Annotated in this window: 17 protein-coding genes and 1 riboswitch; of the genes, 5 read left to right on the top strand and 12 right to left on the bottom strand. The window is 65.9% G+C overall.

Annotated elements, in window-relative coordinates; all coding sequences use genetic code 11:
- Nucleotides 1–291: 291 nt before the first annotated feature.
- The 10 genes from ACVZTU_RS02435 to ACVZTU_RS02390 all read right to left on the bottom strand — a co-directional run bounded on the left by ACVZTU_RS02435 (nucleotide 292) and on the right by ACVZTU_RS02390 (nucleotide 14,804).
- On the bottom strand, nucleotides 292–1,779 hold the full coding sequence (locus ACVZTU_RS02435) for an L-serine ammonia-lyase (protein WP_376906639.1): 1,488 nt from the start codon (nucleotides 1,777–1,779) through the stop codon (nucleotides 292–294).
- A 150-nt stretch (nucleotides 1,780–1,929) separates the two neighbouring features.
- Entirely contained in the window at nucleotides 1,930–2,328 is a 399-nt protein-coding gene (gene gcvH / locus ACVZTU_RS02430; RefSeq protein WP_172172378.1) for a glycine cleavage system protein GcvH, read from the bottom strand.
- Between the two features lie 112 nt (nucleotides 2,329–2,440).
- Complete coding sequence (locus ACVZTU_RS02425) at nucleotides 2,441–3,703, bottom strand: glycine cleavage system aminomethyltransferase GcvT (RefSeq protein WP_482401306.1); 1,263 nt, start codon at nucleotides 3,701–3,703, stop codon at nucleotides 2,441–2,443.
- Nucleotides 3,703–6,636, bottom strand: a complete 2,934-nt coding sequence (gcvP, locus tag ACVZTU_RS02420; protein WP_482401305.1) for an aminomethyl-transferring glycine dehydrogenase — start codon at nucleotides 6,634–6,636, stop codon at nucleotides 3,703–3,705. Before gcvP ends, ACVZTU_RS02425 begins: the two co-directional genes overlap by 1 nt.
- A gap of 129 nt (nucleotides 6,637–6,765) precedes the next feature.
- Nucleotides 6,766–6,881, bottom strand: a riboswitch (glycine riboswitch).
- Between the two features lie 255 nt (nucleotides 6,882–7,136).
- A complete protein-coding gene (locus tag ACVZTU_RS02415) occupies nucleotides 7,137–8,381 on the bottom strand; it encodes an IS30 family transposase (protein WP_482401304.1) in 1,245 nt (414 codons plus the stop codon).
- Between the two features lie 143 nt (nucleotides 8,382–8,524).
- On the bottom strand, nucleotides 8,525–9,814 hold the full coding sequence (locus ACVZTU_RS02410; RefSeq protein WP_139470402.1) for an MFS transporter: 1,290 nt from the start codon (nucleotides 9,812–9,814) through the stop codon (nucleotides 8,525–8,527).
- A gap of 91 nt (nucleotides 9,815–9,905) precedes the next feature.
- Nucleotides 9,906–10,988, bottom strand: a complete 1,083-nt coding sequence (locus ACVZTU_RS02405) for a phosphotransferase family protein (protein WP_482401303.1) — start codon at nucleotides 10,986–10,988, stop codon at nucleotides 9,906–9,908.
- Nucleotides 10,985–12,244 (bottom strand): acyl-CoA dehydrogenase family protein, encoded by a 1,260-nt coding sequence (locus ACVZTU_RS02400; protein WP_482401302.1) that lies wholly within the window; start codon nucleotides 12,242–12,244, stop codon nucleotides 10,985–10,987. Before ACVZTU_RS02400 ends, ACVZTU_RS02405 begins: the two co-directional genes overlap by 4 nt.
- Nucleotides 12,241–13,020, bottom strand: a complete 780-nt coding sequence (locus ACVZTU_RS02395; protein ID WP_446656237.1) for an SDR family oxidoreductase — start codon at nucleotides 13,018–13,020, stop codon at nucleotides 12,241–12,243. Before ACVZTU_RS02395 ends, ACVZTU_RS02400 begins: the two co-directional genes overlap by 4 nt.
- Before the next feature lie 38 nt (nucleotides 13,021–13,058).
- Complete coding sequence (locus ACVZTU_RS02390; protein ID WP_482401301.1) at nucleotides 13,059–14,804, bottom strand: class I adenylate-forming enzyme family protein; 1,746 nt, start codon at nucleotides 14,802–14,804, stop codon at nucleotides 13,059–13,061.
- Nucleotides 14,805–15,064: 260 nt separating this feature from the next.
- On the opposite strand from ACVZTU_RS02390, the gene ACVZTU_RS02385 reads away from it, so the two are divergent.
- A complete protein-coding gene (locus ACVZTU_RS02385) occupies nucleotides 15,065–15,679 on the top strand; it encodes a TetR/AcrR family transcriptional regulator (RefSeq protein ID WP_482401300.1) in 615 nt (204 codons plus the stop codon).
- Nucleotides 15,680–15,857: 178 nt separating this feature from the next.
- Here ACVZTU_RS02385 and ACVZTU_RS02380 read toward each other — a convergent pair whose 3' ends face one another.
- Nucleotides 15,858–16,676 (bottom strand): SDR family oxidoreductase, encoded by an 819-nt coding sequence (locus tag ACVZTU_RS02380; protein ID WP_482401299.1) that lies wholly within the window; start codon nucleotides 16,674–16,676, stop codon nucleotides 15,858–15,860.
- A gap of 166 nt (nucleotides 16,677–16,842) precedes the next feature.
- Here ACVZTU_RS02380 and ACVZTU_RS02375 point away from each other — a divergent pair, with 166 nt between their 5' ends.
- On the top strand, nucleotides 16,843–18,141 hold the full coding sequence (locus tag ACVZTU_RS02375) for a DUF1990 family protein (protein ID WP_482401298.1): 1,299 nt from the start codon (nucleotides 16,843–16,845) through the stop codon (nucleotides 18,139–18,141).
- Between the two features lie 18 nt (nucleotides 18,142–18,159).
- Here ACVZTU_RS02375 and ACVZTU_RS02370 read toward each other — a convergent pair whose 3' ends face one another.
- Nucleotides 18,160–19,056: a LysR substrate-binding domain-containing protein gene (locus tag ACVZTU_RS02370; RefSeq protein ID WP_482401297.1), complete on the bottom strand. Its 897-nt coding sequence runs from the start codon at nucleotides 19,054–19,056 to the stop codon at nucleotides 18,160–18,162.
- A gap of 235 nt (nucleotides 19,057–19,291) precedes the next feature.
- On the opposite strand from ACVZTU_RS02370, the gene ACVZTU_RS02365 reads away from it, so the two are divergent.
- From ACVZTU_RS02365 to fabG, 3 genes are all read left to right on the top strand, one after another.
- Nucleotides 19,292–20,527, top strand: coding sequence for a CaiB/BaiF CoA transferase family protein (locus tag ACVZTU_RS02365; protein ID WP_482401296.1), 1,236 nt, complete (start codon nucleotides 19,292–19,294; stop codon nucleotides 20,525–20,527).
- Nucleotides 20,528–20,619: 92 nt separating this feature from the next.
- Nucleotides 20,620–21,783: an acyl-CoA dehydrogenase family protein gene (locus tag ACVZTU_RS02360; protein ID WP_482401295.1), complete on the top strand. Its 1,164-nt coding sequence runs from the start codon at nucleotides 20,620–20,622 to the stop codon at nucleotides 21,781–21,783.
- Nucleotides 21,784–21,877: 94 nt separating this feature from the next.
- Complete coding sequence (gene fabG / locus ACVZTU_RS02355; RefSeq protein ID WP_482401294.1) at nucleotides 21,878–22,687, top strand: 3-oxoacyl-ACP reductase FabG; 810 nt, start codon at nucleotides 21,878–21,880, stop codon at nucleotides 22,685–22,687.
- Nucleotides 22,688–22,772: the final 85 nt, after the last annotated feature.

Genomic DNA, 22,772 nt, shown 5'->3' with positions numbered 1-22,772 from the left:
AGGTAGTTCGCGCAGGCGCGAAGGTGTTCGCGCAGAGCCGCCATCAGCCGGATGCTGCGCGCCTGCCGCCGCCGACACGAGTTAAGTGTGCGAAGAATGTCGCCTTGAGGCCGATTTTCGGCATTCTTCGCACACTTAACCCTTTCTCCCCGCTGCTTCAGGCCGCGGCAGAGGTACGGAAGTAGATGAGTGCGCAAAGCCGGCTCGAGAGGCCGCGACTCAGGTGAGCGCCGCTTGCCTGGCTCCGAACCTCAGACGCACTGACCTCAGCACTCGACGACCCGTCCTGCCTCAGCACTCGACGACGTTGACGGCGAGGCCGCCCATCGCTGTCTCCTTGTACTTCGAGGACATGTCCGCGCCGGTCTGGCGCATCGTCTCGATCACTTCGTCGAGGCTGACCCGGTGCTGGCCATCGCCCCACAGAGCCATGCGGGAGGCGTTGATGGCCTTGCCGGCGGCGATCGCATTGCGTTCGATGCAGGGGACCTGCACGAGCCCGGAGATCGGGTCGCAGGTCAGTCCGAGGTTGTGCTCCATCGCGATCTCGGCGGCGTTCTCCACCTGCTCGGGTGTTCCGCCCATAACGGCAGCCAGTCCCCCGGCGGCCATCGACGAGGCGGATCCGACCTCTCCCTGACAGCCCACCTCGGCTCCGGAGATCGACGCCCGCTCCTTGTAGAGGACTCCGATGGCTGCCGCGGTGAGCAGGAAGTCGACGATGGCTCGATGCTTCGCGGACTCGCCGCCTTCCTTGACTGCGGGAACGTAGTTGAGCGCATAGTGCAGCACGGCGGGGATGATGCCGGCCGCCCCATTCGTCGGCGCGGTGACGACGCGGCCTCCCGAGGCGTTCTCCTCGTTCACGGCCATCGCGATGAGGTTGACCCATTCGAGGTAGTAGCCGGGATCCCGGTCGGGGTCCTCGGCCTTGAGTTTGAGGTACCAGTCGTGTGCGCGGCGGCGGACCTTGAGCCCTCCGGGCAGATAACCGGAGCGGTCCAGGGACGCCGAAGCGCATTCCTCCATTACCGAGTAGATGTGGAGCAGTCCGTGCCGGATCTCATCCTCGTCGCGCATCGACAGTTCGTTGGCGTGCATGATCTCGGCGATGGACAGGTCGTTCTCGCGGCAGCGCTGAAGCAGCTCGACTCCGGAGTGGAAGGGGTAGGGCAGCTCTTCGTCGTAGGACTCGAGTTCGGCATCGACGACAGAATCCGCGACCGCGAACTCGACGCCCGCGCCTGCACCGCCGCCGTCGGCAGCTGCACCATCCTCGGCGGTCTTCTCTTTCTCGAGGAATTCGGTCTCCGAAGTCACGAATCCGCCGCCGACGGAGTAATAGGTCTCCTCGGCGAGAGTCTCCCCGGCAGCGTCGTAGGCGGTCACGGTCATGGCGTTCGTATGGCGCGGGAGGACGGTCAGCGGTCGTTTGACCATGTCATCCTCGGTGAACTTGAGTTCGACGCCGTTGCCGGTCGAGTCGCCGAGGATGATCGTCCCGGTCTCGGACATCCGTGTCCGCCGGGCGGTCAGTTCGTTGGCTTCGATGAGATCGGGGCGGCAGCCTTCGAGGCCGATGAGGATGGCGTCGAAGGTCCCGTGACCGGCGCCGGTGGCGGCCAGGGAACCGAACACGTCGACGCGCAGATCCGCCACGGAGCTCAGCGAATCGCTAAGGAGGTCGATGAAGCTCGCGCCGGCACGCATCGGTCCGACGGTGTGGGAGCTCGACGGTCCGATGCCGACCGTGAAGAGGTCGAAGACACTCAATGGCATGGCAATCACTTCGTTTCTGATGAGATGACGACGGGGCCGACCGAACAGCCGTGCACTCACGTGCATGGCAAGCCGATGCCGACGATGTGTCGGCACCGACCTCGACCGACCCCGCTTCAGGGTTTATATCCTCCGCCCGGAGGGTGAGGCTCAGAGGGAGTTCGCCTCGGCGTAGCCGGCGGCGTCCATGACTTCGCCGACCTCGGTCACGGCGACCTCGAACAGCCAGCCCTCACCGTAGGGGTCGGAGTTGAGCAGTCCGGGTGAGTCCACGGCCGCCTCGTTGATCGTGACGACCTCGCCGGTGACCGGGGTGTAGAGGTCGGACACGGACTTCGTGGATTCGACCTCGCCGCAGGTCTCACCTGCGGTGACGGTGTCGCCGACCGCTGGCAGGTCGACGTAGACGACCTCGCCGAGGGCATCGGCGGCGACGGCGGTGATGCCGACCTTGACGGTCTTGCCGACGAGCTCATCGGCAGCGCCGTCGACCCATTCGTGTTCGGCGGAGTAGGTGAAGTTCTGCGGGAGCGGGGGCAGCTGTGCCATATGTCTTCCTTACTGTGACTGCCGCCGGAAGGGGCGGTCACGACGTTGTTGTGCCAGGTGGGACCAGTCTACGAGTCGCCGGTCCCACCAGGATGAATTGTGGGTGAGAGCTTCAGTCGGCCTGGCGCTTGTAGAACGGCAGCTGTGTGACGGTGAAGTCGTGTGCCTTGCCGCGGATGTCCACGGTCACGGCGGTGCCCACCTCGGTGCGGTCCCGATCGATGTAGGCCAGGGCGATCGGGTGGCCGAGCGTCGGCGAGGGCTGACCGGAGGTGACGGTGCCGACCTCAGCGCCGTCGATCGATACGGCGGCACCGGAACGGGCGGCACGGCGTCCTTCCGAGCTCAGGCCGACGAGCACGCGCGGCGGTTCGGTCTCTCCGAGCTTCGCCAGCGCCTCACGGGCGAAGAAGTCGTCCTTCGTGTTGAACCCGATCATCCGGCCCAGTCCCGCATCGTACGGGGTGGTGTTCTGATCGAGTTCGTTGCCGTAGAGCGGCATTCCGGCTTCGAGGCGCAGCGAATCGCGTGCGGCCAGACCGCAGGGAACGAGTCCGTAGTCCGCACCCGAGGTCACGAGCGTGTTCCACAGGCGGGAGGCGCCGATGTTGGGGACGTAGAGCTCGAACCCGTCCTCACCGGTGTATCCGGTGCGAGCGAGCATGAGGTCGATCCCGGCGATCGTCAGCGGCATCCATGCGTAGTACTTGAGTTCGCGCACCGCCTGACCGATGGTGATCTTCGCATCCCCCGCCGAGGTGGCTCCCCCGTTGGCCTCGTCGGTGACCTGGGCTTTCGCCTGGTCGCCGGCGCCGGTGCGGGGTCCGAATTCGCCGTGGCCGGACTCGTCGAGGGCGCGCAGGATGATCGCCTCCGAGTTCGGTCCCTGCACTGCGATGAGCGCGGTGGCGTCGGATTCGTCGGTCAGGTGCACATCGGAGCCGGGTGCGACGGTCTGCACGAACTGGTGCACGCGTTCCTTGAGCGCGGCGACCACGGGGGGCGTGTTCGAGGCGTTGGGGACGATGAGGAACTCTTCGTCGCCGATGCGGTAGGTGATGAGGTCGTCGAGCAGGCCGCCTGACTCGTTGACGATGACTCCGTACTTGGCCTTGCCGATCTTCATCTTCGAGTACTTCGCGACGAGCGCGTAGTCGAGGAAGGCTGCGGCGTCGGTTCCGCTGATGCGCACCTCTCCCATGTGGGAGAGGTCGAAGAGGCCTGCGGCCTCACGCACGGCACGGTGTTCGGCGAGTTCCGAACCGTACTTCAGCGGCATGTCCCAGCCGCCGAAGTCGGTGAACGAGGCACCGAGCTCGGCGTGGATGCTGTGCAGCGGGGTCTCTTTCGGTGTGTTCGCGGTCTTATCGGTCATCACTTGTCCTCTTCCTCGAACTCTTCGAAGGCCTCTGGCGGCGGGCAGGAGCACACCAGGTTGCGGTCGCCGTAGGCTCCGTCGATGCGGCTGACCGGCGGGAAGTACTTCGTGAGGCGCAGCCCGGGAACGGGGAACACCGCGGTCTCGCGGCTGTACTTGCCGTCCCAGTCGTCCATCACTGCGGTCGCTGGGTGCGGCGCGAGGGCCAGCGGCGACTCTTCGTAGGTATACGACTTGCCGATCTCGTCGATCTCGGCGCGGATGGTGCGCATGGCCTCGATGAAGCGGTCGAGCTCGTCCTTGTCCTCGGACTCGGTGGGTTCGACCATGAGGGTGCCGGGCACCGGGAAGGCCAGGGTCGGGGCGTGGAAACCGAAGTCGACGAGGCGCTTGCAGACATCCTCGGCGGTGACTCCCGTCGCCGAGGTGATCGCGCGGAGGTCGAGGATTGTTTCGTGGCCGACGAGTCCGTTCTCTCCCGAGTAGAGGATCGGGTAGACGTCGCCGAGCTTCTTCGCCAGGTAGTTCGCACCGAGCAGAGCCGAGCGCGAGGCCTCGCGCAGCCCTTCGGCACCCATGAGTTCGAGGTAGGCGAAGCTGATGGGCAGGACTCCTGCGGAGCCGAACATCGATGCGGAGATCGGCAGCTCCTTGGCATCCGGGCCACCGGCGACGAGCTCCGGCAGCGTGGCATCGCCGGGCAGGTACGGAGCGAGGTGTTCGCGAACCGCCACAGGGCCGACTCCGGGGCCGCCTCCTCCGTGGGGGATGCAGAAGGTCTTGTGCAGGTTGAGGTGGGAGACGTCGCCGCCGAATTCGCCGGGCTTGGCGAGTCCGACCATGGCGTTGAGGTTCGCACCGTCGACGTAGACCTGGCCGCCGGCGGCGTGAACCTTGTCGCAGACTTCGCGGATCTGCGGTTCGAAGACTCCGTGGGTCGACGGGTAGGTGATCATGATGCCGGCGATCTTGCCTTCGTGCTTGGCGATCTTCGCATCGAGGTCGTCCATGTCCACGGAGCCGTCATCGGCCGTCGCGACGACCTGCACCTGGAGTCCGGCGAGCACCGCGGAGGCGGCGTTCGTGCCGTGCGCGGACTGCGGGATGAGTACGACGGTGCGGGCATCGTCCCCATTGGCCACATGGTAGGCGCGGATGGCGAGCAGTCCGGCCAGCTCACCCTGCGAGCCGGCGTTGGGCTGCAGGGACACACGGTCGTAGCCGGTGACCTCGACGAGGGAGTCCTCGAGGCGACCGATGAGTGCGCGCCAACCCTTGGTCTGTTCGACGGGGGCGAAGGGGTGGATGGAGGCGAATTCCGGCCAGGTGATGGGTTCCATCTCGGCGGCGGCGTTGAGCTTCATCGTGCACGAACCCAGCGGAATCATCGTCCGGTCGAGTGCGAGGTCACGGTCGGCCAGGGTGCGCAGGTAGCGCATCATCGAGGTCTCGGAGCCGTGGGCGCTGAAGACGGGGTGGGTGAGGAATTCGGTGTCCCGGTGGAACGACGCCGCGAATGCGGGCTCGGGCACGGCGTTGGCTCCGAAGGTTCCCGCCGAGGCGGCTTCGAAGTCGTCCGCGTCGACCCGGGCAAGGATGCCGAGGGCTTCGAGCAGGCCGTTGGCATCGGCGACGGTGTGGGGTTCGCCGAAGGAGACGCCGACTGTGGTGCTATCGATGACGCGGATGTTGTATCCAGCCTGGTCGGCGACGTAGCGGGCGGCTTCGGCATCGGCCACGCGCAGGGCCACGGTGTCGAAGAATTCCCAGGTGAGCACCTCGGCGCCGGGGGCGGTATCCGCGGCACCTGCGAACGCGTGGGCGAGGCGGTGGACGCGGGAGGCGATGCGGGTCAGGCCGACCGGGCCGTGGTAGACGGCGTACATCGAGGCGACGTTGGCGAGCAGGGCCTGCGCGGTGCAGATGTTCGACGTCGCCTTCTGGCGGCGGATGTGCTGTTCGCGGGTCTGCAGGGCCAGACGGTAGCCGGGCTTGCCCTGGGCGTCCTTGGACACTCCGACGAGGCGGCCGGGCAGCTGGCGCTGGAGTCCGGACTTCACGGCCATGAAGCCGGCGTGGGGGCCGCCGAAGAACAGGGGCACACCGAAGCGCTGGGCCGAGCCGACGGCGATGTCCGCACCCTGGGAGGCGCAGTCCTTGAGCAGGGTCAGGGCCAGCAGGTCGGCGTCGAAAGTGACCAGCGCACCGCGGTCGTGCGCTCCGTCGACGGCTTCGGTGAAGTCGCGGATGGCGCCGGTGGTGCCGGGCTGGGCGCAGACGATGCCGAAGATGTCTTCGCCGACGAGGCCCTCGGCGAGGTCGGCGACGGTGACGCGGAAGTCCATGGCCTTCGCCCGGGCGCGGACGACGGCAATGGTCTGCGGGTGGAGTTCGGAGTCGAGGACGACGGTTGTCCCCTTCTTCACGGCTCGACGCATGAGCAGGACCGCCTCGGCGACGGCGGTGGCCTCATCGAGGAGGGAGGCATTGGCGATGTCGAGGCCGGTGAGGTCCTGGACGACCTGCTGGAAGTTCAGCAGCGCTTCGAGCCGGCCCTGGGAGATCTCGGGCTGGTACGGGGTGTAGGCGGTGTACCAGGCGGGGTTCTCGACGAGGTTGCGGCGGATGACGGCCGGGGTGATCGTGTCGTAGTAGCCCTGGCCGATGAGCTGGGTGCGCATGACGTTCTGTTCGGCGAGGTCGCGCAGGTCGCCCAGCACATCGAATTCGGAGCGGCCGGCGGGCAGGTTGAGCTCGGTGTTCTGGATGGATTCCGGGACGGCAGCGGAAGAGAGCGCTTCCAGGGAGTCATAGCCGAGTTCGGCGAGCATGGCCTGCACGTCGTCGGCGCGGGGGCCGATGTGGCGGTCGGAGAAGGGGCGCGCGGTGTCCCCTGTTGCCTGCGTCGTATGGGCGAGTGAACTGGTCAATTGCCGTCCTTGGGTCGGTGTCGCGCCCACCGAATTGGAGGACGCAGCGATCGCTGAGTGTCCTCCCCGATCTGTCGGATGCGTGGTCGCACCGCACGTGTGCGGCGAACTCGCGTCCTTCAGATATGCCTGCAATCGGTGGTACTGGGCCTGAGAGTTTCCCGGGGAGGGAATTGCACCTACGGCGCTGCTCGGAAGTCCGGCTCGATTCGGCCCGACTGCGGCAGCTCTCCCACGTCTTGTCTTAGCGGCGTATGAAGTTATGTGCAGAACCAGTTGGGCCTCTGAAGCCCCCAGCTGAGACTGCGCCTCCGATTCTAGTGAATGAAATCACCCCCGACAAACCCCCTGCTGGCCCCCTCGCTGTGGCCACTCTTCCAACTGCCGCGAGGACCAGCTCCCCGCGGCAGATCCCCTGCATCTCCCATGCAGAAATAGGTCGCTATCGGATACTTTCCTTGCGGCGGCCTCAGGGTTCTAGTGCAACGCTGGGGGTGGGTTCAGTCTACGTCCGTCAGCACCATGCCAGCGAGCACCTCGGCCGGAGTCGCGTACTCCAGAACCTTACGGGGCCGTCGGTTGAGCTGATCCTGCATCGCCTGGACGTCATCGTCACTGACCGACTCATCGAATCGAGTCCCCTTCGGGAAATAGTCACGGACAAGCCCGTTCGTGTTCTCATTCGTCGGCCGCTGCCACGGCGAATGCGGGTCACAGAAGAACACTCCGCAATCCGTGGCCATGGTGATCCGAGCATGCTCGGCCATCTCCGTACCCTGGTCCCACGTCAACGTTGCGAACAACGCTTCCGGCAGCGACTGAATCATCTCGGTCACTAACCCCGTCACGGTCTGGGAGTCCCGACAATCCGGGAGCTTGCGCACCAAGCAGAACCGTGACCGCCGCTCGATGACCGTGACCAACCCACCCGTGTCGTTGTCAACGACGAGGTCACCCTCCCAATGCCCCGGCACAGCCCGGTCAGCAGCGACCGGGGGCCGGTCCACCAAACGGGCACCCTCGAGCCACGGGCGACTGGATCGGCGGGGCAGCTTCGACTGCGGTTTACGACCGGTCCGCCCCGAACGAAGAGCCTTGACCACTTTGAGTTCGTGCCGAAGACTCCCGGCTGCCTGCAGATACAGGGCTTGGTAGATCGTCTCGTGCGACACGTGCAGGTCCTTCCGGTCCGGGTACTCACGGCGGAGCCTACCGGCGACTTGCTGTGGGGAACACTTATCGTTGAGCCCATCGATGACGTGGGCACGAATCCACGAGTCCTCAAGACGTTTGCTCCGATGCTTCTTACTCGCTTGTGTCGCACCGGCACGGACGTGCGCGGCCGCGGCGCTATAGGCAGCACCGGACCCCGAGCCAGCATAGGCCTCGAAGCGGTGACGTTGGAGCTCTCTGGCCACTGTCGAGTAGTGCACCCCGAGCTGGGCGGCGATGACCCGCGTCGACAGTGGCGGACTCGATTGCACACCGGCCTGGATCGTCATCCGATCCTCGAACGTCAAGTGGCGGTAGGAACGATTGCCCGTCGGCGTGGGAGGTCTCGTGCAGATCGTGGCAGGCATGCCTCCCAGCTTGCCAAACTGGACCGCGATTCCCAGCCGACGCATCCATCGCCTGGCTGTTTGATAACCGATCCCAGCGCGTAGCAAACTCTCCTTCACAGTGAGTCGGTCGACGAGGAGGCAGACGAAGAACGCGTCGAGGTGGTCGAAAGGGACTGGTCGCATGATGGGCTCCTTCTCAAGTGCTGTCCCGACCCGACCGTGCTGGTCAGGCAGGGTGTTGCACTAGAAGATGGAAACCGCCTGCTCAGAAGTATCCGATAGCGACCTAGATTCGCCGAGGCGGCGCTGCGGTCCCGCCGCGATGTTCAGATCGCGTTGAGGTCCTTGCCCTTGGTCTCGGGCAGCTTGACCACGGCGACGATCGTTGCCAAGCAGAGCAGGACCACCCAGCCGCTGGAGAGCCAGCTGAGGTCGAGCGAGTTGAACAGTCCATTGAGATATGGTGCCGTTCCGCCGAACACAGCCACAGAGACCGAGTAGGCGAAGCCGATTCCCTGGGTGCGGACCTTCGTCGGGAAGGCCTCGGACAGGACTGCCGACAACAAGGCTCCTGCCATCGAGACCACGAGCAGTGCCAGCGTCGACGCAACGAACAACGTCCAGCCGGTGTCCGTGATCATGCCCATGAGCGGATACTGCAGGATCGCCATGAGCACTCCGAAGCCGATGAGCACCGGCCGACGACCGATCCGGTCGGAGAGGAATCCCCAGAAGGGCAGCGACGCGAGTGCGATGATCTGCGCACCGACGGTCGCCCAGTAAGCGGTCTGCGCATCCATACCGCGCTCGGTGATCGCCAAGGTCGACGCGTACGACGTCCAGGTGTAGTGAGCCGCGGTGATACCGGAGGTCATGAGCACGACGAGGACGATCGCACGGGCCACGCGGCCGCGATCCAGCGGGGTCGGGTCGACAACTTCTTCCGCTTCATCGGCTTCGAAGACATCGCTTTCGACCATTCCGCGCCGCATCCACAGCGCGACGAGCGCGAGCAGACCGCCGAGCGCGAACGGAATCCTCCATGCCCAGTCGGAAACTGCCGCCTCGGAGAAGACGTTCGTGATCACGCCCCCAATCGTGTAAGCGACGACCGAACCGCCGAAGATGGCGACGAAGACGATTGAGCCCCAGAAACCGCGCTTGTGGGCCGGAGCGATCTCAGCGATATAGGAGTTCGCCGTTGCCGACTCCCCTCCGTGGGCGAAGCCCTGTGCCACTCGGATGAGAAGGAGGATGAGTGAGGCGAAGACGCCGATCTGACCATAGGTCGGCAGGACGGCGATGAGGAACGAACCGCCTGCCATGATGAGCATCGTGACGATGAGAACGAACTTGCGCCCCTTCACATCGGCGATCTTCCCGAACACGATGCCGCCCAGGGGTCTCATGAGGAACCCGACGGCGAAGACGCCGAGGGTCGCGAGGACGGAGGAGACTGTGTCCTCGCTGTTGAACATCGCGGCGGCGATGAAGGGCGTGAACACCGCGTAGGCGCTCCACTCGTACCATTCGAGGATATTGCCGATGGTGCTCGCGACGACGGATCGCCGTTTCAGCTGCAGAGGCACCTTTGTCTCTGCGATCGTATCGGTCATGGCTTCCTTTCCACTGCTTCATTGGAGGTGGTGATGCTGTATATCTCTGTGGTGGTGTTCGGTGGTGCGGATACTCCTATCTCGCTCGCCGTCACACGACGGTGGAGGCGACGGCTTCGGCGGCTGCGATGAGTTCGGGGACCCCGGTCTCGAGGCTGCCGGTGAAGTTACCGGCCGACGGCGCCTCTCCGTTGAGCCATCTGGTGTAGATGGCTTCGCTGAAGATCGCGGCCTTCCACAGCGCGAAGGCCTCGTACCAAGGCAATACGGACAGGTCGAGGCCCGTCTTCTGCTGGTAGCGCTCGGCGAGGTCGGAACGGGTGAGGAACCCCTCCCCCGCAGTGACCGGGGTGAGGTCCATGACCGTGCGCGGATTCTCGCGGTCGGTGTAGGTGACGAGGAAGTAGCCGAGGTCGGCGAGCGGATCGCCGAGGGTCGACATCTCCCAGTCGAGGATCGCTGCGACCTCGACCGGCGTCGAGGACGCGATCATCGCGTTGCCGGCACGGTAGTCGCCATGGACGACCGCGTGCCGCTGAGTGGCCGGAATGTTCGCAGCCAACCACTCACCGAGGCGGCTGACCTGGGGCAGCGACCGCTGAGTGTTCTTCCCCCAGAGGGAGGCGAACAACTTCACCTGGCGCTCCAGGTACCCGTCCGGACGACCGAGCGCGGCCACCTCGGGAACTGCGACGTTGACCGAGTGGAGGTCGACGAGGCGGTCGACGAGGGCTTCGCTGAGAGCTCGACGGTCGGCCGCCTCGGCGAGGAAATCAGGCAGTGTGTCGGTGACGACTGTGCCCGGCACGAAATCCATGATGTAGAACGGCACGCCGAGGACCGATTCGTCCTCGCAGACGTGGAGGATCGTGGGCACGGCCACTCCCTGAGCGCCGAGGACCTTCTGGATCTTCGCCTCCCGGACCATGTCGTGAGTCGATTTCGGGATCGGCGGGCGCGGTCCGCGGCGCAGCACCACATCGAGGTCATCACGCCGGATCCGGAAGGTGACGTTCGACTGGCCCTCGCCGATGCGATCCCAGCGGACGGGACCGGACCCGAGGCCATGCGTGTCGAGGTAGTCGGTGAGGACGTCGACGATGAGCAACGGCGGTGCGGACAGTGCCTGCGCCTCGGCCGCGGTGTCGACGACGTCGATGAGCTTCTCGGTCAACGCGCCTCCCTCACGATGTCGAGGCGGGGAGCTCCCGCGGCGACTTCCTTGCGCCGCTTCGATGAGGCACGACGGGAGATCGCGAACTTGTGCGTCTCGGTGGCGCCGTCGTAGATGCGGAACGGACGGACGTCGTTGAGGTACTGGACGAGTGGCAGCTGGTCGGAGACGCCGTCTCCGCCGGTGAGCTGGATGGCCCGATCGATGACACGGTAGACGGCTTCGGAGCAGTAGACCTTCGCGATCGAAGATCTGGAGTTCGCTTCCTTCGCATCGGTGGCGAGCACTTCGGAGGTCTTCGTGATCATCGCGTCAGAGGTTTCGATGTCGATGACCGACTGCGCGATGAGCTCCTGCGCGAGGCCCTGACGTGCGAGGACGTCGCCGAATGCCTCGCGATGTTCGGCACGGTCGAGAGCCGTGTCCAGCGCCCGGCGGGCCAGTCCCAGCCACCGCATGCAGTGCGTGAGGCGGGCGGGTGCCAGGCGAACCTGGGCGTAGGCGAATCCCTTGCCGGGTTCGCCGAGGATCGCCGAGGTGGGGGCGCGAACATCGTCGAAGTGGACGTAGGGATGGCCGCCGGCGATCGTGCGATCGACGGTGTGGATCGGCCGCCCGACGCTGACACCCGGGGTGTCCTTGGGCACGAGGAACATCGTGGCCGCCTGGCCCATCTTCGCCTGCGCGGAACCCGAGCCCTCGGTCGCAGCGACCGACTCCTCGGCGTCGGTGGCGGCCATGACGACGAAGAAGCTGCACAGCTCAGCTCCGGAGATGAAGCGCTTGTCACCGGTGATGACCCACTCGTCACCGTCCTTGACCGCGCGGGTCGCCAGCGCCGACGGGTCGGAGCCGGTGCCTGGATGTGGTTCGGTCATGGCGAAGGAGGAGCGGACGTCGCCGGCGGCCAGCGGGGCGAGGAACCGCTCCTTCTGCTCCTGCGTGGCGATCTGGGCGAGCATGTGCATATTGCCCTCATCGGGTGCCATGCAATTGAGCACGGCGGGCCCGATCGGCGAGTAGCCTGCCTCCTGGAACACCGGGGACCAGAACTCGATCGACACGCCCTGGCCGCCCCACTCGGCAGGCACGTGTGGAGCGAAGACTCCGGCCTCCTTGGCTTTGGCCTTGAGGTCGGTCAGAACCCCTTCGTCGAGGTAGTCCCCGGGATGAGGTTCGGCGGGTATGACGACGTCGCGGATGAAGGTGCGGGTGCGCTGGCGCAGCTCTTCGACGTCTGCTGGAATGTGGCTCATGCTGTGCCTCCTGCTGTGATGAGTCCGCCGTCGGCGGTGAGGATCCGGGCGGTGATCCAGTCGGAGTCGGACGACGTGAGGTAGGCCGCAGCTGCGCCGATGTCCTCGGGAGTGCCGAGCCGGCCGGCCGGATAGGCGGCGGTGACTTCGGCTTCTCTGCCTTCGTATAGCGCGGTGGCGAAGCGGGTCTTGACGACGGCAGGGGCAATTCCGTTGACGCGGATATCGGGTCCGAGTTCGACGGCAAGGGTCTTCACGAGGTGGGCCACGGCGGCCTTCGAGACGCCGTAGAGGCCGATGCCCTTGCTCGGATTCTGGCCGGCGACCGAGGAGATGGACAGGATCCGACCCTTGTTCTCCCGGAACTTCAGTCCCTCGTGATGGACGGCCCCCTGGATCCAGGCCAGAGTGCCGAGAACGTTGACCTCGAGGATCTTGCGGGCGGCATCGAGCTCGATGTCGATAGTGTCACCGTAGACCGGGTTGATGCCGACGTTCGTGACGAGGACGTCGAGGCGGCCGAACTTCTCGGCGATCGTGTCGAACACCTCGGCCCGGTGAGCCGAGTCATCGGCCTTTCCCGCGATGCCGATCACGGTGCCGTCGGGGAATTCTGCGACAGTCTCGGCAAGCGGTTCGGGCTTGCGGGCGGTGAGGATGACGGTCGCCCCTTCGACTTGCAGCCGCTTGGCGATGCCGAGTCCGATGCCGCGACTCGATCCCGTCACGAGGGCGACCTGCCCTTCGAAACGGCGTCCGATCGTTGATTCGCTCAATGTCTCTCCTGTCTTGAATGGTTGCCGGTCAGTGGTGCCTATTTATCTGACGCTGCTTCTCTTCCGGAGTCTCGCAGCAGCCTGCGTTGGATCTTTCCGGTATGCGTCTTCGGCAGGTCTGACATGACGTGGACGGTGCGCGGGTACTTGTACGCTGCGAGGCGTTCTTTCGCGAAGGCGATGAGCTCCTCGGCGCTGACGTCTTGGCCGGTGCGCAGGGAGACGTAGGCGACGACGGTCTCGCCGCGGTAGTCGTCGGGCTGGCCGACGACGGCGGCTTCGAGCACGGCCGGGTGTTCATAGAGGACGTCTTCGACCTCGCGCGGCCACACCTTGTAGCCGGAGGCGTTGATCTGGTCCTTGATCCGATCGACGAGATAGATCCAGCCGGCTGCGTCCATGACTCCGACATCGCCGGTGCGCAACCAGCCCTCGTCGAAGGCCGCCTCGTTGGCTTCGGGCTTGCCGAGGTAGCCGGGCGTGATCTGAGGCCCGCGCAACTCGAGTTCGCCGGCGCTGGAATCGGTGATGACGGTCCCGTCGGCGATGTCGACGATGCGGGCTTCGAGTCCGGGGAACGGCACGCCGATGGCCAGGGTGTCCGTGGCCGGGTCGACGGGCGCCTCCGTGTTCGGCGGGACTCCGATGACCGCGGAGGCGGTTTCGGTCATCCCGTAGATGTTGTGGATGTAGTGGCCGAACCGGTTCCGGAAACGCTCGACCGTGGCCGGCGGCACGGGGGCTCCACCGGAATAGAGGTAGCGAATGCTCTGCAGGTCTTCGGCTGTGGCGGACTCGTGTTCGAGCAGTGCGTTGTAGACGGTGATCGAGCCGATGGTCACGGTGACCTTGTCATCACGGATGGCGGCGACGATCTTGTCCGCATTCACGCGGCCGATGAAGTCGAGCGTGATCGGGAAGATCAGCGAGGTCGCCGCGCAGGCGACGGCTCCGGTGATGTGGAAGAGCGGGGCGATGGCGAGCATGACGTCGCCTTCGTCGAGGTTCAGCCAATCTCCGTACGACCGGGCCACGGCGAGAACATTGCGGTGGGTGCCGACGGCGCCTTTGGCCGGCCCGGTCGTGCCCGATGTGTAGGTGAGCAGGGCGGCGTCGTCGAGGCCCGGCAGCAGTTCGGTGCGGTGATCGGGCGCGTCGGTGCGCTTGGAGGCGAGGAAGGGACCCCACGAATAAACGGCGATCCCGGACTCGGCGGGGGTCGCCTCGGCGGGAGTGGTTTCTGACTCACGGACAGCTGCGGTCTGGGCGTCGCCGGTGAGGTCGGAGGGGTCCCGATCGTATTCGTCGTCATCGGTGATGAGCACCCAGGTCAGGGAGCCGCCGGTGAGGGTCTCACGAACCTGGCCGAGGTCTGCTTCGTCGCAGATGAGCGCCGAGGCGGCCGAATCGTCGATGAGCGCGCGCAGTTCGCGGCCGCGGTACATGGGGTTGAGGACGAGGGGGACGACGCCGATCTTCCAGGCCGCAAGCAGTGCCACGGCGAACTGCGGGACGTTCTGGAGGTAGATGCCGACGATATTCGACTTCTGCAGGCCGCGGGAGAGGAACCCGGCGGCGAGCGCCTCGGCTTCACGGTCGATGTCGGCGGCGGTGAACCTGCGGCCACGGTAGGTCACGGCGATCTGACTTGGGGCCGCCTCGACACGGGCGTTCCACGCATGGGCCGTGGATGCGTCGTGGATCTCCGGCGTCTCACCGACTCCGGCAGGGTAGAGCCGCGTCCACACATGCTGCGTGGTGGTGGAAGTTCTGTCGGCTGCCATCTGACTGTCGCCCCTCATCGTGTCGGGACCGGAGCATCTCCGCTTCGGCCGACCGAGCGCTCGCTCGGTTAGTTCTGTATCGTAGGTCACACGATGACCGGGCGCAAGGGCGGCCGGGCCTGACTGTCAACCGTTCGGGCAGAAAAGCGATCGAACTCAGAGATGGAGGAACGCTTCGGGGGTCGAATGAAACCGCGGGGCACGAATGGCCGTAGATTAGGGATGAGAAGACAGTGAGACGGAGCAGGCAGGGACAACTCGTGAGCAATGCACCCATGATCGATTGGCGGGACTACGATGCCCCGCTGCTCTCGCCGATCCTCCAGGCCGCTCTCGACAGCTTCGTCACGGGCGGATTCCACGGCACGAGCATCCGCCAGCTGGCCGGCGCAGCCGGGCTGTCAGTGCCCGGCCTCTATCACCATTTCGCGTCGAAGCATGCGATCCTCGCCGAGATCGACCGTCTGGCGATGGAGGATCTGTGGCAGCGCAGCGTCGCGGCACTCGCCGACGGCGGGCAGGAGCCGACCGCACGCTTCGACCGACTCATCGAATGCCTGCTGCTCTTCCACGCGCACCAGTCCGATCTCGCCTTCATCGCATTCAGCGAGATCCGAGCGCTGAAAGATCAGCACCGGGATGCTCATATCGCCGCTCGTGACCGGCAGCAGAAACTCCTCGACGAGGTGGTCGAGGAGTGCGTTGCCGACGGCAGCTTCACCACGGAGTTCCCGCGGGACGCCTCGCGCGCGATCACGACGATCTGCACGGGCGTCTCGCAGTGGTACCGGGCGGGCGGCGAACTCGACCCGGCTGGCGTGGCCGAACGCTACGGCGAGATCTGCGCGCACGCCGCCGGCCTTCCGGTGAAGTAACGGTGGTGCCTGGCGACCCGGTGAAGTAACGGTCGCCTGGCCACAAGCTGCCCGCGAAATAGCGGCAGGCTGCTCGCGAAACGTTCCGCGAACCCTGCCCCCATTGGATTGTTGGGTCGATCCACGGGGGTTTCCACGCCTGAAACACCGTGGATCGACCCAACAATGCGCCTCAGTTTCAAGCGCTGCCGCCGGCGGTGACGACTCCCCCATCGGCGGTGAGCACCTGAGCGGTGATCCAGTCGGCGTCCTCTGAGGCCAGATAGGCGACGGCACCGGCAATGTCCTCGGGAGTGCCGAGGCGCTTGACCGGGTACGCGGAGGCGACCTCCTCTTCCCTGCCTTCGTAGAGCGCGGTGGCGAACTTCGTCTTGACCACTGCCGGAGCGACGGCATTGACGCGGATGTCGGGCCCGAGCTCCACGGCGAGAGTCTTCGTCAGATGCGAGACCGCCGCCTTCGAAATGCCGTAGAAGCCGATGCCTTCGCTCGGGATCTGCCCGGCGACCGACGACAGGGTGACGACGCGGCCCTTGTTCTCGCGGAAGTTCAGGCGCTCGTGGTGGACGGCGTCCTGTACCCAGGCCAGCGTGCCGAGGACGTTGACGTCGAAGATCTTCCGCGCAGCGTCGAGTTCCATGTCGACGAGTGGGCCGTAGACCGGGTTGATTCCGGCGTTGGCCACGAGCACATCGAGGCGACCGAACTTCTCAGCGACCGTGTCGAACACCTCTGCCCTGTGAGCCGGGTCGTCGGCCTTGCCGGCGATGGCGAGCGCCGTGCCTTCGGGGAACTCCGCGACCGCCTCACCCAGCGCTTCGGGCTTGCGCGCCGTGAGGACGACGGTGGCGCCCTCCGCGTTCAGCCGCCGAGCGATTCCGAGACCGATGCCGCGACTGGCACCGGTGATGACAGCGACCTGTCCTTCGAAGCGGCGACCGGATTTCGGAGCCGCCGAGGTGGCTGCCGACTGAGTGGCGGAGGTGCTGTCTGACATAGATGAACTCCAGTGTTCGTGCTCTGACATGGTCATTCGGCGCTGACCTGGCGAATCACCCTGAAGCGAGCGTTCGTTCAGCGATCAGTTCTCATCGTAGGCCCAGCCGTTCGAAGATGACAAGGACTACGGCCATCGAACGAGAAAACTGAACGAGAATGGAGTCATGAATCATCTCGAGTTCCATCTCGACCTCGGCTTGGGCGATCAGTTCCCGCTCGCCCGCGAAGCGATCTTCTCCTGGACGCTGCAGGAACTCGCCGGCGTCGTCGTCCGCCCAGCTCGCCGAGCGGCCGAAGGTCAGATCGTCAGCCTGGGACTCAATCCAGTTTGGCCGACCTCGCCGAGGCGGCTGCGCGGTCGCGATCTGCTCGTGCCCGTGGGTTCGTGCGTCGTCACACGGGTGTTCGATGAGAAGGATCGCGCCGGTTTCACCTATCGCACCCTGCCGGGCCACCTCGAGAACGGTGAGGAGACTTTCCTCGTATCCATCGGCACTGACGGCCGCCTCGGCGTGACCATCAGCGCCGATTCCGTCCCAGCACTTCCTCTCCTCCGTCTGGGCGCTCCGGTGACCGTGGCGGCCCAGGAGTTGATGGCCCGGCGCTATGCCGAAGGGCTGAAGAGACAGCTCAGGACGGCCGAGCGAAGCCGCCGCGCACGCGCCCTCGCGACAGCTTCGGCGCTGATCGGCCGGGAGCTGAGATTCGTCGAGACCCTTGCCGGCGGTCAGCACGCGCTGACCATGTCCGCCCGCGACGGAGACGCGGAGCTCGTCGTCCGCGCATTCCCCGCCGGCCATGATGCGGCGGTCAAAGAGGCCGCAGTGCTCGATCGGCTGAGACCGCTCGGCGATCTTGTCCCCCGCCTCATCGCCCACAGCGCCGACACCAACGACCCGGTCATCGTCACGACCCGCGTCCCGGGCTCACCACCGGATCCGGCGATACCTCTGACCACCATCGCCCGCGAGATGGCCGCGGCACTGGTGCGCGTCCACGAACTCGACGGTACCGGTCTGCCTCTGGCTCCGCAGTCCCCGCCGCCTGGAGACTCTGCCATCGCAATTCGCGCCCAACGGGAGTGGGCGAACCTCGACCGCGACGAAGAGGTCCTCACGCACACGGATTTCTGGGCAGGCAATGCCTTGTGGACGGGCGGGCGCCTCACCGGAGTCGTCGACTGGTCGGGCGCGAGCCGCGGACCTCGCGGAGTCGACCTCGCTTGGTGCCGTCAGGATCTCGTGCTGCTCGGTTCCCCCGAGGCGGCCGCCGACTTTCTCGACGAGTACGAACGACTCCTCGGCCGCCGCATCCATGACATCCGCGCCTGGGACGTCCAAGCTGCGGCACGTGCCCATGATCGCGTCGAGACCTGGCTGCCGAACTATCACGGGATCGGCCTCACCGACATGACCGCCGAGGATCTCCGCCGCCGCCTCGATGACTGGAACGCTCACCTGTGAGCCGCCCCGCCACCGCTCTCATTCCACGGTCGGCAGGACCACCTCGGCGAGGGTGAGCACCGCTTCCACGGAGGCTTTTCCGTGGTCGGTGCGGTGGGCGAGGTAGAGCATCGTGGGCTCCTCCGGGATATCGAGGGGCACGGCCACGGTGCCGACCTCACGGGTGGCGGCGGACACCGAGTCGAAGGTGATCGAGATGCCGAGGCCGGCCGCGACCAGAGCTCCGATCGTCTGCGAATCCGGCGCGCTCTGGACTACGCGCGGTGCGAACCCCGCTTCGTGGCACAGACGCAGCGTCGCCTCCCGCAACGTCGAGGAAGGATGCCCGGGAAGAGCGATGAAATCCTCGTCGGCAAGCTCGTCCACCCGCACCGAGGCACGTCCCGCCAGACGATGACCCACCGGCAGGGCTGCCGAGAGACGCTCGACCATCACCGGCCGACCTGTGACCCCGGGTGGCTGCTTCGCCCACCTCACAAGCGCGAGGTCGAGCGAGCCGTCGACGAGGCGGGTGATCCCCTCCTCGGCGTAGACATCGGAGTGGAGCCCGAAGCTGACCCCCGGCCTGTGCGCGGCGGATGCAGTCACGAGCGCCGCGGCCAGTCTGCGCGATGACGAGTGGGCGAATCCGAATTCGATGTGTCCGGTCTGCCCATCGGCGGCCCGGCGCACCGCCTCGGCGGCCAAGGTTCGGTACTCGATCATCTTCCGCGCCGGCTCCACCAGCGCCTCTCCCGCCGCGGTCAGCGCCACATTGCGGGTCGTGCGTCGGAACAGATCGACGCCGAGGTGGTCCTCGAGCGCGCGGATCGTGCGGCTGAGCGGCGGCTGCAGCATTCCGAGCCGTTCGGCTGCACGACCGAAGTGCAGCTCTTCGGCGACTGCGAGGAACGCTTTGACCTGCTGAATCTCCATCGACTGCTCCTTTTCCGAATCCGCGCTGGAGCCTCTGCCGTTGCCCCGACCGACATCCCAGCCAATACCTGTTCCGATAATAATCCATGTACATTATTGCTGATCCTGTTATATGGTGGGACGGACCACGCGCCCGCTGCCCAAGCACGGGCCCGGGATGCCGAGCTCGACTCCACTGACAGCACTGTCAGCACACAGCAGCGCCGCCGGCCCGACGAGAGGAAGACATTCGACGATGAAGCAGTCGACCACTTCTGAGCACCACGACAGCGGCTCCGGACGCGATCACCATCGGTCGCCTGCCCACGACCGCCTCGAGGAGTTCCTCCCCCGCGCCGGCTCGGGTCCCTTGTCGGGACAGATCGTCGTCGACTTCTCCCGCGTGCTGGCCGGACCGTACTCGACGATGATGCTCGCCGACCTCGGCGCCACCGTCATCAAGGTCGAAGGCCCCAAAGGCGATGACACCCGACACTGGGCACCACCGGTGCGCAACGAGGATGCCACCTACTATCTGTCGATCAACCGCAACAAATACGACATCGTCCTCGACTTCACCGACCCCGATGACCTCGCCACCGCACAGAAGCTCGCGGCCGAAGCCGATATCGTCGTCGAGAACTTCAAACCGGGCGGGTTGGCGAAGTACGGACTCGACTACGACAGCGTCTCCGCTGCCAACCCGACGGTCATCTATGCTTCGGTGACCGGCTTCGGGCCGCAGAACCCGCTGCCCGGATACGACCTCCTCATGCAGGCGCTGTCCGGCTTCATGTCGGTCACCGGCAGCCCCGACGGCTCGCCGTACCGCGCCGGCGTCGCCGTCTTCGACGTCATGACCGGTCTGCACACCACGATCGGCGTCCTCGCCGCGATCCAACACCGCACGCTCACCGGCGAGGGCCAGCTCGTCGAAACCAACCTCATGTCCTCGGCGATGTCCGGCCTGGCCAATCAGTCCGGTGCCTACGCGGCCGCAGGGGTGAATCCGACGCGGATGGGCAACGCCCACCCGAGCCTCTACCCCTACCAGCCGATGGCCGCGAAGTCCGGTGAGATCATCATCGCCGCGGCCAATGACGGCCAATTCCGGATCCTCGCCGAGGTGGTCGGACGCCCCGATTGGTGCGACGACGAACGATTCGCCCAGGCGAAGAACCGCAACGCCAACCGCGACTCCCTTGAGCCCGAACTTCTCGAGGCCCTCCAGGCTCACACCGCACAGGAATGGTTCGACAAGCTCTCAGCCGCGGGCCTGCCCTGCGCCCCGATCAACACGATCGCCGAAGGCGTCGAACACGCCAAGAGCCTCGGTTTGGAACCGGTCGTGGACACCGGCAGCGGCGACCGCATCATCCCGACCGTCCGCAACCCGATCACCCTGTCGAAGTCGCAGGTCTCCTACGACCTCGCTCCCCCAGAACTCGGAGCCGACTCCGATCAGGTCCGCGCCTGGCTCGACAGCCTCTAGATCGCACCGTTTCGGACTCACCCCGACCGAACCGCAATCCCGACACTTGCACGCAGACTTCTGCACAGCATCCACCTGAAGGAGACACAGCAATGGACAACTCAGAACTCGACGACATCCTGTCTGCCGTCCGAGAATTCGTCCGCGAGAAGGTCGTCCCCCTCGAGACCCAGGTCGAGGACGAGGACGCTTTCCCCGAATCGATCATCAAGGAATCCGCCGAGATGGGACTCTTCGGCTGGGCCCTGCCCGAGGAGTACGGCGGCCTCGGCCTCAACGCCGAGCAGGATGCACTGCTGGCTATGGAACTCGGCTACACCACACCGTCCTTCCGGTCCCTGTTCGGCACGAACAACGGCATCGCCGGGCAGGTGCTCGTCAACTACGGCACCACTGAGCAGAAATCCGAATGGCTGCCCCGTCTGGCTTCCGGCGAGGTCGTCGCCTCCTTCGCCCTCACCGAATCCGAGGCCGGCTCCGACCCCTCGGGCCTGCGCACCAAGGCCGAGCGCGACGGCGATGACTACATCATCAACGGTTCGAAACGATTCATCACCAACGCCGAGGCCTCCGATGTCCTCATGGTCTTCGCCCGCACCGACCCGAACGCCACCGGGTCCAAGGGCATCTCGGTCTTCCTCGTGCCCACGAAGTCGGAGGGCGTGACCGTCGGTCCCCACGACCACAAGATGGGCCAGGCCGGTGCCTGGACCTCGGAGATCTTCTTCGACGATGTCCGTGTGCCTGCTTCCAACCTCATCAGCGGTGAAGAGGAGAAGGGCTTCTACGCCGCGATGGCCTCGCTGAACAAAGGCCGCCTGCACATCGCCGCGATCTGCGTCGGCCAGTCGATCCGAATCCTCGACGAATCCGTCCGCTTCGCCGCCGAGGCGAAGCAGGGTGGGGAGCCGATCGCCCGGTTCCAGCTCGTCCAGGCGATGCTCGCCGACATCTACACCGATGTCGCCGCCGCCAAGGCCCTCGTCCTCTCGGCCGCACAGCGCTGGGATGCCGAGACCGATCGCAAGCTCGGCCCCTCCTCGGCGAAGCTCTTCGCCTCTGAGGCACTGGCCCGCATCGCCGACAAAGGCGTGCAGATCCAGGGCGGAATGGGCTATATGCGCGAATCCGCGGTCGAGCGCTTCTACCGCCACGCCCGCCTGTTCCGCATCTACGAAGGCACCTCCGAGGTCCAGCGCGTCGTCGTCGCCAAGCAGCTGCTCAAGGGCGCACACAAACCGCAGTTCAACCTCTGACGCAGGCCGCAGTATCCTGCACGCATAAGCGCAACGGCGGGCCGCCTCGGCGAGGTCCGGCTCCGCTTGGCCACAAAAGAACGAAAGGCATCCCATGACTGAATCCACGCCCGCGCATACCGGCATCACCGTCACCGAACTCGGCGGAGTCACCGCGATCCCCGGCCTGCTGGCCGGCAAGGTCGCCGTCGTCACCGGCGGCGGTCAAGGCCTCGGCCTGGCGATGGCGCGCAGCCTCGTCGACTCCGGCGCGAAGGTCGTTCTCGCCGATATGAATGAGGAGAGTCTGCAGGCTGCTGTGACCGAACTCGGCGGAGATGGAGTCGCCACGGGCGCGGTGTGCAATGTGTCCGACCTCGAGGCCGTCGAGAAGCTCGCCGAGGCGGCCACGACCGCATTCGGCGGTATCGACATCTGGGTCAACAACGCCGGTATCACCCGCGATGCGACGATCCGGAAGATGACCGAGCAGCAGTTCGACGACGTCATCTCCGTGCACCTGCGCGGCACGTGGAACGGGCTCAAGGTCGCCACCGCACTCATGCGCGAGCAGGACCGCGGCGGATCGATCATCAACGTGTCCTCGATCAGCGGCAAGATCGGCAACCCCGGTCAGTCGAACTACTCCGCGGCCAAGGCGGGCATCGTCGGCATGACGAAGGCCGTGGCCAAGGAGGTCGCATTCAAGAACATTCGCATCAACGCGATCCAGCCCGGCTTCATCAACACCGCCATGACCGCGGCCATGCCCCAGCACGCGATCGATTCGAAGCTCGCCGACATCCCGCTGGGCCGCGCCGGCGAACCCGAAGAGGTCGCCTCCGTGGTGCTGTTCCTCGCCTCCGGACTCTCGAGCTACCTCACCGGCACCGTCACCGAGATCTCTGGCGGTCGCCACATCTGATCGAATTCGCCCTCGCCGAGGCGGCCCGACGTCCCCGTCGCACCTTTGCCGAGGTGGATCACCCGATCACCGTGAGAAACGGCCC

The sequence above is a fragment of the Brevibacterium sp. OS20 genome (assembly GCF_056837565.1).
Note: the sequence above shows the minus strand (reverse complement) of the source record. Positions and strands in the feature narration are given on the sequence as shown.